Genomic DNA, 14,996 nt, shown 5'->3' with positions numbered 1-14,996 from the left:
GCACCCGTCAGTTGTGCCCGTAGATGATCCGCAGCATCTTGACGTTGATACGGAGGAAACGCCCGAACTGCGCGAAGACGTTCTGACGCATCCGCAGCGTCGCAGGGGTAGGGAGTGGTGCGTCGGCAATACGCTCGGCGGTCAGCGCATTCACGTCTGGATAATTGTTTTCGTCGTCCATCGGACGTGCCTTTCACTCGGGGATCAGCCACCAGAATGGGCGGGCTTTCGCCTTATAGATGAACAGGTGATGCAGCAGTAGCTTGATCCAGTGGCCGGCCAGGCCGAGCTCACCGGAGGTGCCGGCGATGTCGCGACCCGTTTGCGGGTACCTCACCGGGTCGGGGACGACTGGGAACATCGTCATCGCGGCTGCCGACCCCTTACGAAAGCCGGTGCCTGCCGATGCGACGCAGGCGGCGCCCATGCTCGCCATCGAGGCGCGGTGCGCAATAGTTGGCGTTCCCTTGGTGATTCGATCGCGGATCGTTTCGGCAACCGTCTTGGCCATGATTCCCGACGGCATGCCGGTCCGGGGCGGGCTGGGCGTGATGGCGGTGCCGTTGGGGCTCGTCCGCGGCCGGGAGATGGGATGCGGGGGCGCAAACGCGATGCCCGGCGCGAAGATGTTCGGATATGCAGGGGACTCGTAGGTGTGTGGCCAATCATCGGCCGACCATGCGTCATACGGCTTGCCGGAGTAGTCGGCGTCGACCTTCATGAAACCCGACGGTGCGAACACGGCAGAGGAGATGTCGTTGCCTTGCTTGTCGTATGCCGCGAGGTCGGCTCCCCGGAACGGGGGCAGCAGCATGGCGAAGTCGAAGTCCAGCTCGTGTTCTTTGCCGTCGAGTTGCTCGTATCGCAGCTTCCCGTCCATCACCTCGTGGACGGCCGCTTGTGTGATGGCCCTGACGCCGCGCTCGCGGAACAGCGACTCGGTCCACAGCCGACTGGACTGCACGAAGCCCTTTTCGACGAAACTCATGCCGCCGACGCCGAAGTCGCCCAGTTCGTACTCGTTCGTCAGGTAGACGATGTCGGCGAGGTCTCGAACACCGGCAGCTCGCAACGTGTGCTCGACATTGAAGGCGTATTCGAACGCCGCACCCTCGCAGGTGCAGGTGCCGTGCCCGACGCCAATCACGAGGCGCTGCTTCTCGCCGGCCTTGAGCCTGGCGATGATCCGGTCGAGCGCCTCGGCTGCCTCGACGGCGTGGGCCGCGGTGCACACCGAGTATGAGTGGCCGGCAGGCCCGAGCCCCGGAGTGGCCGCGAAGTTCAGTCGTGGTCCGGTCGCATTGATGAGGTAGTCATACGTAATGGTGCCGGTCTGGCCGTCGTGCTCCTCATCGGTGTAGGTGAAGTCCACCGATGGTGCGGAGTCGTCTTCGGTGCCCTCCGGATGGATTGCCGTGGCGAGCGCTTGGTGGAACGCAATGCCCTTGCGTCGGTAGATCGGCCTGAGCGGGATAAGCACCTTGGCCGCATCCATCCGGCCCACGCCGACCCAGATGTTCGACGGGATCCAGTTCCAGTCGGCGTTGGGAGAAATCACGACGACCTCGTGACTACGGCCCAGCCATCGGCGCAGATGTAGAGCGGCGGTATGCCCGGCGATACCAGCGCCGAGGATTACGACTCGTGCCATTGGTGCTCCTCCGTCGATATTCGCGACCCCATAGCCGATATCGGCCAAACCCCTGCGGCACAGCTGCCCGCGTGGGAATTACCGGGTGCTCCGAGGTCAGATTGCGCCCGGCGACGACGCCTTCCTAGGGTCGATGGACTCTATTTGGCAGAGATATGGGCACCGACGGGCAAATTCGGCTGGCAGTGGAATACCCCTACCCGTATAGGTATTGTACTTGACATGACGGAACACAACCACTACCAGCAGGTGCTGGACGACCTCAACCCACAGCACCGCGCCCTGCGCAAGATGATCCCGGAGGTATACCGGGGTTTCGCCGAGATGAGCAATGGCGCACTGACCTCGGGCGCCTTGGACAAAAAGTTCAAGGAGCTGATCGCGATGGCGATCGGCGTCGTAGCCGGGTGTGACGGCTGCATCGCCTCCCACGCCCAGGGGGCGGCTCGCGCCGGCGCATCCAAGGAGGAGGCCGCCGAGGCTATCGGCGTCAGCATTCTCATGCACGGTGGACCGGCCACGATCTACGGTGCTCGCGCCTACACCGCTTTCTGCGAGTTCGCCGACAAGGCCTCCGATGCCGGCCCGGGACCGCAGTAGTGATTACGCGAGGAGGCGTGCAGCAGCCCGCCGCACCCTTTTCAGACCCAAAGCAGGTCGTAACCCCGCAAAGCCGAAAGGAACAACGATGACCGTCGAAACACTGACCCTCGCCGATTTCGAGTCGACGATACTTGCGAGTCCGATTGTCCTAGTGGACTCTGGGCCCCTTGGTGTGGGCCATGCCGGGCTTTCGCGCCTGTCTTCGAACGCTCCGCGCAAAACCATCCGGACATCGTGCACGCGAAGGTGGACACCGATGCCGAGCGCGAACTGGCCGCCACCGTGGGCATCCGCTCAGTTCCGACCATCATGGCATTCCGCGAGGGCGTCCTCATTTACAGCCAGCCGGGAGCGATGTCACCAGCGGTGCTGGACGACTTGATCGACAAGGTCAAGGGTCTCGACATGGATGGGGTCCGCGCCAAGATTGCCGAGCGCAAAGCTGCCGTGCAGGCATAGTGGCGCGGCCACTTCCCTGAGTTACTGGTGAGCAATCATGTGTTACCCCGTGCGCTGTCGCCACTGCGGAAAGATCACCTGGGCGGGCTGTGGCCAGCATGCCGAAAGCGTGATGAAACGAGTGCCGACCGACCAACGATGCACCTGCAGCCATAGCATCGCCAGGTAGTGCACCCCGCGCTCAGGCCGTCAAGATGGTGGCCGCGGCGGTGCCGGGTGCCCCGTAGAGCTGGGCGAAGCCCACCTTCGGATGGCCGGGGACCTGACGGTCGCCGGCCTCGTCGCGGAGTTGGCGAACGATTTCGTGGATCTGGCGCAGACCCGACGCCCCGATCGGCTCCCCGTTCGCGATGAGCCCGCCGTCGGTGTTGACCGGCATTGACCCGCTGATTTCGGTTGCGCCATCGGCCAATAGCTTCTCCTGCTCGCCGTCGGCGCAGAACCCGCATTCGGCCATATGGATGATCTCCGCACCCGCGTCGGTGTCCTGCAGCTGGATGACATCGATATCCTCCGGCGCCACGCCCGCCTTCTCGAACGCCGCCCGCGACGCATACACGGTCGGCGAGACGTCCTCGTCGACTGGAGCGAAGGTGGTGTTCACCTCGTACGCGCCGTAGCGGCGGGTGCGGATTTCCGCGGCCCGCAAGTACACCGGCTTGGAGGTGAAGCGGTGCGCGATATCGGCCCTGCACATCACCACGGCGGCGGCGCCCTCGTCGGGCGCACAGAACATGTACTGGGTGAGCGGGTAGTTCAGCATCGTCGAGTTGAGGATATCGTCTTCGGAGATCGGCTTGCGGCGAAAGGCGTTGGGGTTCAATGCCCCATTGCGGAAGTTCTTGGCGGCCACCTTGGCCAACGTCTGCTGAGAGATGCCATGCTCGTGCAGGTAGCGGTTGGCCTTCATGCCGAAAAACTTGGTCGTCAGGTACTGCCCGTTCTCGGCGTACCAGCGCGGCATCCCCACCAGGGCCGGGTCCTCGGTGAAGGCGCCGCGCGGGTGCTTGTCCAGACCGATGGCGATCCCGATGTCGTAATCGCCCAGCCGGATGCCGTCGGCGCACGCCTTGGCGGCGCTGGCCGCGGTCGCGCACGCGTTGAACACGTTGGTGAACGGGATGCCCGAAAGTCCGACCATGGCCACGATTGCGTCGGGATTGGCCACCGTCCAGCTGCCTCCCGTGGCGGCTTCGATGTCCTTCCACTCGATGCCGGCGTCGGCGACCGCGAGTTGTATGGCGTCCGCGGCCATCTCCATCGCGGACTTGCCCTCGAAGCGGCCGAACGGATGCAAGCCGACCCCGATGATGGCCACGTCACTCATGAGCGCCGTCCCCCGCAAGCCGGCGGTACCCCCGCTGCATCGTCGCTGCGCGGCTCATGCAATGGCTCCCGACTCCTTCAGCTCCTCGATACGGTCCCAATCCATGCCCAGCTCCATCAGCACGATCTCGGTGTGCTCGGAGGCCTGGGGCGCCCGCGTGGTCACCAGCGGCTCGTGGTTGAACTGCACGGGGCCGCGCACGACGCGGAAAGGTTTTCCGCCGCTGGCGAGCTCGACCTCGCTGACCATGTCGTTGGCAAGGGCTTGCTCGTCCTCGACGAGGTCGAGGAGGCTCTGGAACGGCGCCCATTGACCCTTCATCGTTTTCAGGTGCTGCCGCCAGTAGTCGAAGGGCTTGCCGGCGAAGGCCTTTGCGATCAGTTCGGCGGCCGCGTTGGCATTCTGGATCAGCGGAAGCACGTCGGAGAAGCGGGGATCGTCGGCCGCCTCGGGGATGCCGAGATGCTCGAAGGTATCGCGGATCAACCCGGTCGGGCTGATGATGCACAGATTGATGGTGCCGCCGTCGGACGTTTCGTAGTTGCCCATGAAGGGGTTCACCGACATCGCGGTAGCGGAGCCCGGCATGGGAGTGCGCATCACCTGTCCGGTCTCCATCCCCTGCGTCACGCTCGCTCCCGCCGCCCACCAGGCCGTGCTCAGCAACGACACGTCGAGCTCGAGGGCTTCGCCGGTGCGCTCGCGATGCAGCAGCGCCGCCGAGATGCCGCCGGCGATGAACATGCCGCCGATGGAGTCGCCGAACGCGGGAATGCCTTGCCCCAGTGCGCCACCCAGCTCCTCGGGCGTCAGTGCGTACCCGATGCCGCTGCGCGTCCAGAACGCCGTCCCGTCATAGCCGCCCACGTCACGCTCGGCACCCTTGTCGCCGTACGCCGAACCGCGCGCGTAGACGATGTTCGGGTTCACCGCTCGAAGGTGTTCCACGTCGAACTTGTGCTTCTGCCTCTGAGCGGGCATGTAGTTGGTGAGGAACACATCGGAGGTCCTGGCCAGTTCGTAGATCACTTCCTGACCGCCCGGGGTGGACACGTCGATCCCCACGCTGCGCTTGCCCCGGTTGGGATGCTCCATCAGAGGGTGCCGCTCCGGATCGAGTTGGATGCCACCCATGTTGATGAAGCCGCGTTGGGTGTCGCCACGCAGCGGGTGTTCGACCTTGATCACGTCCGCGCCCCAGTCGGCCAGGATGGCGCCCGCCGCCGGGACGAAGGTGAATTGCGCAAGTTCCAGGACCCGGAAGCCCGACATCACTTTGGTCATTTTCCGGACCCTACTTTGCGTTGAACGTCACGGGAAGCGCCGTCGGCGAACGGAAGGGCTGGCCGTGGATGTGTGGGTCGTCGTCGGTGAGCAGCCTGATGTTGGTCACCCGATCCAGCAGGCATTCGACTGCCACGCGGGTTTCCAGCCGGGCCAGGTGCAGACCCAGGCACGTGTGCTCACCGGCGGCGAAGGAGATGTGCGGGACGTGATCGCGGAAGATGTCGAATTCTTCCGAACGATCCCAGCGGCGCTCGTCGCGGTTCGCGGATCCGATGCACACGCCGACCACCGAACGTGCCGGAATCTCGACACCTTCCAGTTCGGTGTCCGCGGTGGTGAATCGCTGCACGGTGGTCAGCGGCGTTTCGAAGCGCAACCCCTCCTCGATGGCCTGCGGCAAGAGCTTGCGGTCGGCCTGCACCGCGGCGAACTGGTCAGGATGGGTGAGCAGCAGGTACAGCAGGTTACCCGACGACCGGTAGGTGGTCTCCAGCCCGGCCGGCAGCAGCAGCCGCAAGAAGGAGTAAATGGCTTCGTCGCTTAGCTTTTCGCCGTCGATCTCCGCGGTGACCAGATCGCCGATGATGTCCTCGGTGGGCTGCGATTTGCGCTGTTCGATCTGCTCGACGAAGTAATCCTTGAGCGCCGCCGACGCCTCGAAGGCGCCTTCGTAGTTGACGTGGTAACTGATCAACTGCACGGCACGCTTGCGGAACATCGGCAGATCGTCGGCGGGCAGTCCCAGTAGCTTGGCAATGACGCGGGTGGGGAATTCGAAGGTGAAATTCCGGACCAAATCGGCTTCGCCAGTCTCGATGAAGTCGTCGATCAGCGCGTTGCAGATCGGTCGCACAATGGTGTTCTCCCATCGAGCCAGCGCCTTGGACTTGAAGGCCGCCGAAACCAGGTTGCGATGGTCGCGGTGCTTCTTTCCCTCCATCGCCAGGATGGTCGGCCCCATGAAGAGGCCGATCGTCTTGTCGTACGGTGCCGAGCTGAACACCCGGCCGTCCCGGAACACCGTGTTCACCGCATCGAAGGACACGGCGGAGTACTCGCGCTTGGGCATCAGCGACTCGGGCGTTTTGGAATAGTCCATGACCGTGCCCCGGAACACCCCGGATTCGCGGCGCTTTCGCGCGAAAAACGGGTAGGGGTCGCGGAGGCTGACAATCCGACCGTCGGCACCGGCGGCGTGAACGTTGGTCGTCACCTGGGCTCTCCAGCATCTTCGGCGTGAACGGCATGGCCTTGCGTAAGATCGTACTGTAATTCTTACAGTAGACAATATGGGCAGACCGGAAGTTGTGTGCTGGGCGATCGCCTCAGCGAGTGCCGTGGGTCAGTGCGCGACCGATGCCCGATCCGGCGACGGTGACCACGGCGACGCGGTCCCGGTAGGTCGTCGACTCCCAGCCGATCAGCCGTTCACCGCCTGCTCGCGGGCCCACCGGTAGTCGGCCTTGCCCGACGGGCTGCGCTCGATTGCCGCGCGGAACACGATCGCTTTGGGAAGCTTGTACCGAGCCAACGATTGCCCGGCGTGGGCGACCAACTCCTCGGCGTCGACGCGGGTGCCTTCGGCCAGCGCGACGACGGCCACGACCTCCTGGCCCCACCGCTCGCTGGGACGTCCGGCGACCACTACGTCGGCCACCGCCGGGTGCGACGCGATCGCCGTCTCGACCTCCTCGACGAAGATCTTCTCGCCGCCCGAGTTGATCGTCACCGAGTCGCGGCCGAGCAATTCGACTCTGCCGTCGGCGTGGTGGCGGGCCCGGTCACCGGGAATCGCGTACCGCACCCCGTCGATGACGGGAAACGTCTTGGCAGTCTTGGCCGCATCGCCCTTGTAGCCCAGCGGAACGTATCCCCGCTGCGCCAGCCAGCCCATTCCGTCGTGACCCGGGCGCAGGATGGATTCCAGGTCCTCGGCCGCCACGAACGTGTCCGGTCCCGCGTTGAAGGTGCCGGTCGACACCGACCCCGACATCGACATGTGGTGCATCTGCGCTCCGGTCTCCGAGGATCCGACACCGTCGACGACGACGGCGTTCGGCAGCACTTCGATCAACCGCTGCTTGACGAACGGGGTGAGCAACGCCCCCCCGTTGGCCACCACGGCCAACGACGACACGTCAGCGGTCCCTTTCTCGATGGCCGCCACCAAGGGGCGGGCCATCGCATCACCGACCACCGTCACCACGGCCACCCGTTCGCGCTCGATGGTGCAGACGACCTCGTCGGCGTCCAGACGATCGACGACCGACGGGAAGACGACGGATTGTCCGGTCGTGATCGCCGTCATCACGCTCCATTGGGCCGCGCCGTGCATCAGCGGCGGCAGGATCATCAGCTTGGTTCCGGGACCGGCGGCGACCCCCGCCGTGATCTCCTCGACGGATCCGAACGGCTCACCGGTCATCAGGTTGCGTCCCCCGAAGGACGTCATGAAGATGTCGTGCTGGCGCCACAGCACGCCTTTCGGCATTCCCGTCGTGCCGCCCGTGTAGAGGACGTACAGGTCGTCGGGGGAAGGCTGCACCGTGGGTGGCTCCGGGGCGCAGGACGCAAGAGCGCTCTCGTAATCCACTGCGCCATAAATCAATTCATTGCCGGAGTCATCGGCGATCTGGATCAGCACGCGCAGCTGGGGAAGGTCCGGCAGGATTTCGGCGACCCGCGGCGCGAACGTGGAGTGGTAAATCAGCGCGGTCGCCCCGGAATCCGCCAACAGGTACTGCAGCTCGCTCTTGACGTAGCGGAAGTTGACGTTGAACGGGGCGACTCGGGCTCCGAACGCGCCCAGCAGCGCCTCGACAAATTCATTTCCGTTGTAGGCGTAGATGCCGACCAGGTCCTGACCGACCTCATGGCCGGGGAGCGCGGAGCGTTCGGTGTGGCACCCCAAGCCACGCGAGTGCAGGTAAGCGGCGAGGCGGTGCGACCGTTCGACCACCTGTGCGTAGCTGTACCGCCGTCCGCCCTGGATCAGCAGCTCCCGATCGGGAATCGCGGCCGCGACGGCCGTCGCGACAGCGGGCACCGTGAACTCTGTTGCTGTGTCGGACATTAGGCCTCTCAAGGCTGGTGGGGGAGCAGTCGGACCATCAGGCCGTTGGCTTCGGTGAGCAGCGTGCCGTCAGCGGCCGTCATCGTAGCCGAGATGAATATCTTCCTGCCGTCGACATCGGTGATGCCGCCGCGGGCGGTCAACGGCTCGTTGATCGGAGTGACGGCTCGGTAGTCGACATGCAAGTATGCGGTCCGGGTGGGTGGCGTGCCCGCAGTGGAGACCACCATCCCGAACAGCCAGTCGTAGAACAGCGGGATCATGCCGCCGTGTACGGCGTTGTTTCCGCCCACGTGGGATCGGGTGAAGAGTCCGTCCATGGTGACGCCGTTCGGCCCGGATTCGGTGATTGTCCACGGCGGCAGCAGCGGATGACCGAGGCCGGGCAGTTCGATGACGCGGCCCGCCGGCGCCATGCCTTCGGGTACCTGGTGGCCGTCCAACAGGACGCAGGCGTTTTCGACGTGCTGCGCCGCAGTGGTCCACGCGGAGCTGTCCGGGTCGCTGGCGACGGTCAGATCCTGCAGGCGGCGCATCGCGTCGACGAACCGGCCGAGACCCGCCGGCGCATGATCGACGGGCCGGATGTCGGGGAACCCGCCGCGAACTCCGGGTGCGGTGTCGGTCATCGCTGGGTCCACACGTCGAGCAGCTCGTCAGTGGTGGTAATGGTCGCAAGCAGGGACAGGGTGTTGGCGATGATGGCATCTCCGTATTCGGTGGGTATGCCGGCGACCGCATCGCGGGGCACGATGACGCGGTAGGCGGCGTTGACGGCGTCCATGACGACGTTGGGGATGGCGATGTTCAGCGATACCCCGACGACGACGATGGTGGATACCCCCAGGTTGCGCAGTATCGCGTCCAGGTCCGTGCCGCCCATCGGTCCGACGCCGTGCCAGCGGCTCAGCACCAGATCGTCAGGCTCCGGGCCTAATTCGGGTAGCACGGCCGCCCCGGGGGTGCCGGGGGTGATGTCGACTTGCCCATGCCCCATGGCGAAGATCTTGGCGTTGTGGTTGGAGCCGAGCCCGTCGGGCCGCTGCTGCACCAAGCAGTGCACGACGCGCGCCCCGGCCGCCCGGGCCCCCGGCAACAGCCGCACGATATTCGGCAGGGCAACCCGACGTGCTTCCTCGGCCAGCATCACCAGTCCGGCGTTGGGGCCGATGACGGCGCCCTGGCATTCCTGCGTGACGACCGCGGTGTGCTCGGGCGCCGCGATCTCGGCGAGTTTCGCTGTCATGCCGGCACTTCGTAGAACTGTTTGGCCCACTTCCGCAGCGCCATATACCCTTTCGCGTCGACCTTGGAGAGCGCCGGATTTTCCACGTATTTCTGGTAGCGCCAGATCTGCAGATCGTCGAAGACGGTGGACAGGAATTGCCGTTCGATAACGTCGCGTAACTCGCCCTGCGGTACGTCGGAGGTGTCGCCGGACTCCCGCGGCCACCAGATCGAGTAGAACAGGTCCGAACACTCGTCGTCGACCGGCGTGCAGGTAAAGATGAGCCGATGGTTCTGTGCCCCCTCGAAGACGCTGATCGCTCCCCCCAGGCCGAACAGGTGGCTGTGGAACCGCAGCGCGAGATCGTCGGGGCTGTCACTGCGCGCGTCCGGCCACCCCGCGACGAACTGCCACTCGTGGTCGACGATCTTCCAGTCCAGCACCCGCGGCGTCACCGTGGCGTGGTGTACGTATTCGAAATGCGCGCTGTCGGGGGCATTCTCCGCGACGATCTGCGGATGCACCGGTTCGCGTTCAGCGCGCCGGGAGAACTCCGGATACGCGCGGTAATAGGCCGCCGGGTCGGTTTCGAATTGCGGAAATTTCCGAAAGATGTCCGGCATGTCCCACTGCGGCTCCTTGCCGTCCGGCTGATGCCAGATGAACACGCAGTCGTACTGCTCGCGCACCGGGTACACGCGCAGACGCAGCGCGCGGTTGGGCCGGTCGGGTTGGTAGGGGATGTACCGGTTGCTGCCGTCCGGGCCCCAGCGCCAGCCATGGAAGGGACATTCGACGCAGTCGCCGAGCACCTTGCCACCGTGGCCGAGGTGGGCGCCGAGGTGTTTGCAGTGCGCTTCCAGGACGTGCAGCTCGCCCGACTCGTCGCGGTAGGCGACCAGGTCCTCGCCGAAGTAGTGCAGCGGCCGCACCTCGCCAACCGAGAACTCGGGCGACCATCCGACCATGAACCACCCGGTCACCTTCCAGGTGAATGGCACTTTCACGCAGAAGCCTCCGATTGCCTGATACTAAGTCCGTTACAGTATAGATTTCAGCAGTCCGGCCTGTGCACGGCAAGGAGCGAAATGACAGAGATGGTGATGGGCGGGCTCGAGACCGTGCCCACGATGCACCACTGTCACACCCCGGAGATCGCGCTGACCTCGCCCACCACCGCGACGGGCATCTGGGCTACACCGGGGGAATCCCCGAATACCGGCGCCGCTGCGACGAAATCGCGGCCGCCGGATACACCGGTTTCAAGCTGGCGTAGGTGATTGGAATGTCGAAGTTAATGCAAGGCCTGGGCCTCGCCAGGGACGTCACGCGCGAGTTCGGCATGTTGGTGCCCCGCACGGTGGCCGGCCTGAACCAGTCGACCCGCTGGGCTCCGGCGTCCCCGCGCGGAGTGCGCCAGTTCGGCGAGGTGATACTGGACGAGCTTGTCCTGAGCGGGTTTTCGTTGCTGGGCGGAAGTCCCGCGGGCATGCGGTCGCTCGACTGCTGCACCGCCGCCGCCGAAGAATTGTCCGCCCTGGGTATCGACCGTGCGCACGCCGAGCCGGCGCCGTTGCGGGCGACCTCGGTGCGGCGACGGCGCATCGGCAACCTGTCGTATGAGCGGATGACATTCGAGCACGACCCGGTGCTGCCGAAAACCCTTGCAGCCGAAGGGCTGGGCGGACCGGCGCGGGCGGTGGTGCACCTGTGCCGGCACCGCGACGGCTTAAGGCCGTGGCTGATCTGGGTGCACGGCGCCGGTCAGGGCGGCACCGAAGACCTCTTGCTGAGTCGCATCGGCCGGATACACCATAAACTCGGGTTCAACGTCGCACTCCCGGTGCAGCCCGGTCACGGCTGCCGACGCCGCGAGTGGCCCGCGTACCCGGACATGGATCCATTGGGCAACGTCGCTGGCATGATGCGTTCGGTGTCGGAGATTCGCGCGGTGGTGCGCTGGGCGCAGCCGCAGGCCAGTGCCGTTGTGGTAGCCGGGATTTCGATGGGAACCCCGGTCGCCGCCTTGGTTTCCCATCTGGAGAGGCAGGTCGATGCGGTCGCGCTGTACACGCCGATCCTGGGACTCAACGCGATGATCGCCCGGCACTTAGGGCGCTGGGGGTCGTCCCGCGACGGGTTCCGCGACCTGCTGGCGTCCCCGGAGGCGGCGAAGCTGACCTCGGTGATCGATCCGCTGCGGGTCGACCCGGCGCCGCCGCCACATCGCCGGCTCATTGTCGGGGCCTGGCACGACCGGATGGCGATGCGCGACCCCGCGGTCGAGTTGCAGGAGCGCTGGGGCGGCCAACTCTACTGGTACGACGGCAGCCACGTCGGCCACATTTTCTCCCGGCGCGTGCAGCGGGTGACCGATCGATTCCTGCGTGAGGTCAGCGGCTGATGGGAACCGCCCGCACGGCCCGCGAAGTGGTCGAGCTCTACAACCTCGTGGTCTGGAACGAGCGCAACCTCGAGTTGGCCGAGGAGTTGTTCGCCGACAACGTGATCCGGCACGGGGTGGGTGAGGTGCACACCCTGACCCGCGCCCAGGCGGTAAGCCGGGTCAGGGACGTCTGGGCGATGTTCGACAAGTTACGGTTCGATCTGAACGTCGTCGCCGCCGGCGACGACGGCGAGCACGTCGCGATCGTTTACGACTCGTCGATGACCACCAATGACGGCGCCGAGACCAACGTCGCCAGCATCGAGGTGTTCCGCGTCGTCGGCGGGAAGATCACCGAAGTCTGGAATTGTGGCTATCAGCAAGGAGTTTGGACTTGAGCGATCGTACGCTTGATGAATTAGGCTATTACCTGCTGGCCGGTGCCGGCGGGGAAGGCCCGGCGACGCTGGTCGACGAGGCCCGCCGCGGCGAGGAGCTGGGCATGGGTACTGCGTTCATCTCCGAGCGCTGGAACGTCAAGGAAGCGGCCTCCCTTGTCGGCGCGGCGTGCGCCGTGACGACCAGAATGCAAATCGCCACAGCCGCAACGAATCACAACACCCGCCACCCGCTGATCACCGGATCGTGGGCCACCACCATGCACCGGCTCTCGCGCGGGCGCTTCACGCTCGGCATCGGGCGCGGCATCGCGGCGATCTACGGGGCGTTCGGCATACCGCCCGTCACCACCGCGCAGATGGAGGACTGGGCCCAGGTCATGCGCCGCCTGTGGCACGGCGAGCTGATTTTCAACCACGACGGCCCTATGGGCAAATACCCCATCCTGTTCCTTGACCCCGACTTCAACGAGGACATCCGGTTGGCGCTGGTCGCTTTCGGGCCGAAGACGCTCGAACTCGGGGGCCGCGTGTTCGACGACGTCATCCTGCACACCTACTTCACCCCGGAGACGCTGCAACGCTGTGCCCAGACCGTCAAAGCCGCGGCCGAGAAGGCCGGCCGCGACCCGGGCAGTGTGCGGGTGTGGTCGTGCTTTGCGACCGTGGGCGACCACCTTCCCGAGGAGTTGCGGCTGAAGAAGACGGTCGCCCGCCTGGCCACCTATCTGCAGGGCTACGGCGACCTGATGGTGCGCACGAACAACTGGGATCCGGCCGTGCTGCAACGCTTCCGGGAAGACCCGGTGGTGACGTCGATCGCTGGCGGGATCGACCACAAGGCCACGGCCGAACAGATCGAGCACATCGCGACGTTGATCCCCGACGAGTGGCTGGACCCCTCGGCCACCGGGTGCGCCCGGCAGTGCGCGGATCGTATCCGCAAGGAATTCGGCTACGGGGCCGACGCCGTGATCATGCACGGCGCGACGCCGGACGAACTGGAGCCCGTGATCGCGGCCTATCGAGCGGGGGATTAGCGCCAGTCAGGGCATGATGACGGTCCGGCTGACCGGCTCCGCCGCGGCCTGCCGGCTGGACAATCCGCGAAGCAGTGAACTGAGCAAGGCGTCACGGGTTTCGCGGGGATCGATGAGCTCGTCGAATCCCAAATGTTCGGCCGAGCGATAGGACGCCTGCAACTCGGCGTCGCGCAGCTTCGCGGTGATGTCCTCACCGGCATGCGTCGCCCGTCCCAGCGCTGCCGCACTCATGGCGCCCATGGTCGCGCCCGGGTAAGCGAAAGTCGCGCTCTGGTGATCGAAACCCAACAGCGACATGACCATGGAGCCGAATCCGTATGCCTTGCGCAGCGTGACATGCAACTTGACCGTGGTTGCCGCCGTCTGCGCGGCGAACATCCGCGCACCGGCGCGCAGCACGCCGTTGCGCTCGGACCGACTACCGGGCAGCATGCCGGGGTTGTCGGCAAGGAAGACGATGGGCAGGTGGAACGAGTCGGCCACCATGATGAAATGTGCCGCCTTGTCCGCCGCGTCGGCGTCGATCGAGCCGGCGATCACCTGGGGTTGGTTGGCCACCACCGCGACCGGATGCCCCCCAAGATGGGCCAACGCGCAGATGATCGCTTTGCCGTACAGCGGCTGCACCTCGAACCAGTCGGGCCGGTCGAAGACCACGTCGAGCACGGCGCGCATGTCGTAGACGCGGCGGTTGTCGCGGGAGACGATGTCCAGCAATTCGGGTGTCGCACGCGGCTCGCTGTCCTCGTCCGGCGGCAGCGGCGCCGGGTACGACCACGCACTCGGCGGGAAATACGACAGGTACCGCCGAATATCGGCCATCACGGCTTCGTCGTCCTCGGCGACGTTGTGGATCACCCCGCTCGGCAAGGCGGTGACGGGTCCGCCGAGGTCCTCCTTCGAGATCTCTTCTCCGGTGGACTCTTTGACGACGGGCGGGCCGGCGGTGAAGATGGCGCCCTGCCTGCTCATGATCCGGAAATCGCACACCGGGGCGACGAGGGCGCCATGTCCGGCCGAGGGGCCGAGCACGGCGGCGACGGTCGGTACCCGGCCCGAGCACTGCGCCTGGGCGAGCAGGTCGGTGGGGGTGCGTCCGTAATGTCCACCGCCAGGACGAAACCCGGCGCCTTCGAGCAGCATCACCAGGGGAACCTTGTCGCGCAGCGCGAGTTCCGCGATGCGGTAGCGCTTGGAGTTGCCGCCCGGTCCGATGCTGCCGGCCATGGTGGTGAAGTCCTCCGAGCCCAACATCACCGGCGAACCGTTGATCGACCCGGAGCCGACGACCAGCCCGTCGGCCGCGATCTCGCCGCCGACCAGCGTGCCGATTTCGCGGAAGGTCCCGGGATCGAGGAGGCGCTCGATGCGCGCGCGGGCGTCGAGCTTGCCCTTGCCGCGGTGCTTGTCCAGGCGTTCGGGACCACCCATACCCCACGCGCGCTGCCGGCGACGGTCGAGGTCCTCGAGCGTCTCCTGCCAATCCGGGGGTTTTGTCATGCCTATGTCCTACCTCATGGGGTTTCGTCACGCGACTAATC

Annotated in this window: 14 protein-coding genes and 2 pseudogenes; 6 read left to right on the top strand and 10 right to left on the bottom strand. The window is 65.7% G+C overall.

The annotated features are described in order from the left end of the window. Positions 1-7 precede the first annotated feature (7 nt). Both A5678_RS26920 and A5678_RS01160 read right to left on the bottom strand, forming a co-directional pair. Positions 8-181, bottom strand: coding sequence for a hypothetical protein (locus tag A5678_RS26920; RefSeq protein ID WP_156746712.1), 174 nt, complete (start codon positions 179-181; stop codon positions 8-10). Between the two features lie 12 nt (positions 182-193). Next, complete coding sequence (locus A5678_RS01160) at positions 194-1,651, bottom strand: NAD(P)/FAD-dependent oxidoreductase (RefSeq protein WP_068037157.1); 1,458 nt, start codon at positions 1,649-1,651, stop codon at positions 194-196. A 222-nt stretch (positions 1,652-1,873) separates the two neighbouring features. Between A5678_RS01160 and A5678_RS01155 the strand changes: the two genes are divergently transcribed. Beyond that, on the top strand, positions 1,874-2,251 hold the full coding sequence (locus A5678_RS01155; protein ID WP_068037154.1) for a carboxymuconolactone decarboxylase family protein: 378 nt from the start codon (positions 1,874-1,876) through the stop codon (positions 2,249-2,251). Between the two features lie 88 nt (positions 2,252-2,339). Further along, a pseudogene (locus A5678_RS01150) lies at positions 2,340-2,713 on the top strand (thioredoxin family protein). A gap of 181 nt (positions 2,714-2,894) precedes the next feature. Here the strand turns inward: A5678_RS01150 and A5678_RS01145 are convergent. The 7 genes from A5678_RS01145 to A5678_RS01115 form a co-directional block, all read right to left on the bottom strand. Further along, positions 2,895-4,040, bottom strand: coding sequence for a thiolase family protein (locus tag A5678_RS01145; RefSeq protein WP_068037151.1), 1,146 nt, complete (start codon positions 4,038-4,040; stop codon positions 2,895-2,897). A 54-nt stretch (positions 4,041-4,094) separates the two neighbouring features. Next, on the bottom strand, positions 4,095-5,312 hold the full coding sequence (locus A5678_RS01140; protein WP_068037537.1) for a CaiB/BaiF CoA-transferase family protein: 1,218 nt from the start codon (positions 5,310-5,312) through the stop codon (positions 4,095-4,097). Positions 5,313-5,334: 22 nt separating this feature from the next. Next, entirely contained in the window at positions 5,335-6,540 is a 1,206-nt protein-coding gene (locus A5678_RS01135; protein WP_068037148.1) for a cytochrome P450, read from the bottom strand. A 207-nt stretch (positions 6,541-6,747) separates the two neighbouring features. After that, entirely contained in the window at positions 6,748-8,400 is a 1,653-nt protein-coding gene (locus tag A5678_RS01130; protein ID WP_068037145.1) for an acyl-CoA synthetase, read from the bottom strand. A gap of 8 nt (positions 8,401-8,408) precedes the next feature. Continuing rightward, complete coding sequence (locus A5678_RS01125) at positions 8,409-9,029, bottom strand: PaaI family thioesterase (RefSeq protein ID WP_068037143.1); 621 nt, start codon at positions 9,027-9,029, stop codon at positions 8,409-8,411. Further along, entirely contained in the window at positions 9,026-9,646 is a 621-nt protein-coding gene (locus A5678_RS01120) for a cysteine hydrolase (RefSeq protein ID WP_068037140.1), read from the bottom strand. The genes A5678_RS01125 and A5678_RS01120 overlap by 4 nt, the downstream gene beginning before the upstream one ends. Then, positions 9,643-10,635, bottom strand: a complete 993-nt coding sequence (locus A5678_RS01115) for a Rieske 2Fe-2S domain-containing protein (RefSeq protein ID WP_068037137.1) — start codon at positions 10,633-10,635, stop codon at positions 9,643-9,645. The genes A5678_RS01120 and A5678_RS01115 overlap by 4 nt, the downstream gene beginning before the upstream one ends. A gap of 90 nt (positions 10,636-10,725) precedes the next feature. Between A5678_RS01115 and A5678_RS27715 the strand changes: the two are divergent. The 4 genes and pseudogenes from A5678_RS27715 to A5678_RS01100 all read left to right on the top strand — a co-directional run. Further along, a pseudogene (locus A5678_RS27715) lies at positions 10,726-10,824 on the top strand (DUF4440 domain-containing protein); the annotation flags it as partial. Positions 10,825-10,913: 89 nt separating this feature from the next. Next, positions 10,914-12,032: a PHB depolymerase family esterase gene (locus A5678_RS01110; RefSeq protein WP_068037134.1), complete on the top strand. Its 1,119-nt coding sequence runs from the start codon at positions 10,914-10,916 to the stop codon at positions 12,030-12,032. Beyond that, the gene (locus A5678_RS01105; protein ID WP_068037131.1) at positions 12,032-12,412 is read left to right on the top strand and encodes a nuclear transport factor 2 family protein; all 381 of its coding nucleotides are present in this window, start codon (positions 12,032-12,034) and stop codon (positions 12,410-12,412) included. The genes A5678_RS01110 and A5678_RS01105 overlap by 1 nt, the downstream gene beginning before the upstream one ends. After that, positions 12,409-13,452: a TIGR03857 family LLM class F420-dependent oxidoreductase gene (locus tag A5678_RS01100; protein ID WP_068037534.1), complete on the top strand. Its 1,044-nt coding sequence runs from the start codon at positions 12,409-12,411 to the stop codon at positions 13,450-13,452. Before A5678_RS01105 ends, A5678_RS01100 begins: the two co-directional genes overlap by 4 nt. 6 nt (positions 13,453-13,458) lie before the next feature. Here A5678_RS01100 and A5678_RS01095 read toward each other — a convergent pair whose 3' ends face one another. Beyond that, the gene (locus A5678_RS01095) at positions 13,459-14,955 is read right to left on the bottom strand and encodes an acyl-CoA carboxylase subunit beta (RefSeq protein WP_068037128.1); all 1,497 of its coding nucleotides are present in this window, start codon (positions 14,953-14,955) and stop codon (positions 13,459-13,461) included. Positions 14,956-14,996 lie beyond the last annotated feature (41 nt).

This window comes from Mycobacterium sp. E2733 (assembly GCF_001667585.1).
Taxonomy (GTDB): Bacteria; Actinomycetota; Actinomycetes; order Mycobacteriales; family Mycobacteriaceae; genus Mycobacterium.
This window is presented reverse-complemented; position numbering and strand designations above follow the sequence as displayed.

What these genes read in the sequence shown, in the direction of transcription:
- A5678_RS01095 (WP_068037128.1), bottom strand. Translation starts at nt 14,955, where the DNA reads ATGACAAAACCCCCGGATTGGCAGGAGACGCTCGAGGACCTCGACCGT.
- A5678_RS01160 (WP_068037157.1), bottom strand. Translation starts at nt 1,651, where the DNA reads ATGGCACGAGTCGTAATCCTCGGCGCTGGTATCGCCGGGCATACCGCC.
- A5678_RS01140 (WP_068037537.1), bottom strand. Translation starts at nt 5,312, where the DNA reads ATGTCGGGCTTCCGGGTCCTGGAACTTGCGCAATTCACCTTCGTCCCG.
- A5678_RS01145 (WP_068037151.1), bottom strand. Translation starts at nt 4,040, where the DNA reads ATGAGTGACGTGGCCATCATCGGGGTCGGCTTGCATCCGTTCGGCCGC.
- A5678_RS26920 (WP_156746712.1), bottom strand. Translation starts at nt 181, where the DNA reads ATGGACGACGAAAACAATTATCCAGACGTGAATGCGCTGACCGCCGAG.
- A5678_RS01130 (WP_068037145.1), bottom strand. Translation starts at nt 8,400, where the DNA reads ATGTCCGACACAGCAACAGAGTTCACGGTGCCCGCTGTCGCGACGGCC.
- A5678_RS01155 (WP_068037154.1), top strand. Translation starts at nt 1,874, where the DNA reads ATGACGGAACACAACCACTACCAGCAGGTGCTGGACGACCTCAACCCA.
- A5678_RS01120 (WP_068037140.1), bottom strand. Translation starts at nt 9,646, where the DNA reads ATGACAGCGAAACTCGCCGAGATCGCGGCGCCCGAGCACACCGCGGTC.
- A5678_RS01105 (WP_068037131.1), top strand. Translation starts at nt 12,032, where the DNA reads ATGGGAACCGCCCGCACGGCCCGCGAAGTGGTCGAGCTCTACAACCTC.
- A5678_RS01125 (WP_068037143.1), bottom strand. Translation starts at nt 9,029, where the DNA reads ATGACCGACACCGCACCCGGAGTTCGCGGCGGGTTCCCCGACATCCGG.
- A5678_RS01110 (WP_068037134.1), top strand. Translation starts at nt 10,914, where the DNA reads ATGTCGAAGTTAATGCAAGGCCTGGGCCTCGCCAGGGACGTCACGCGC.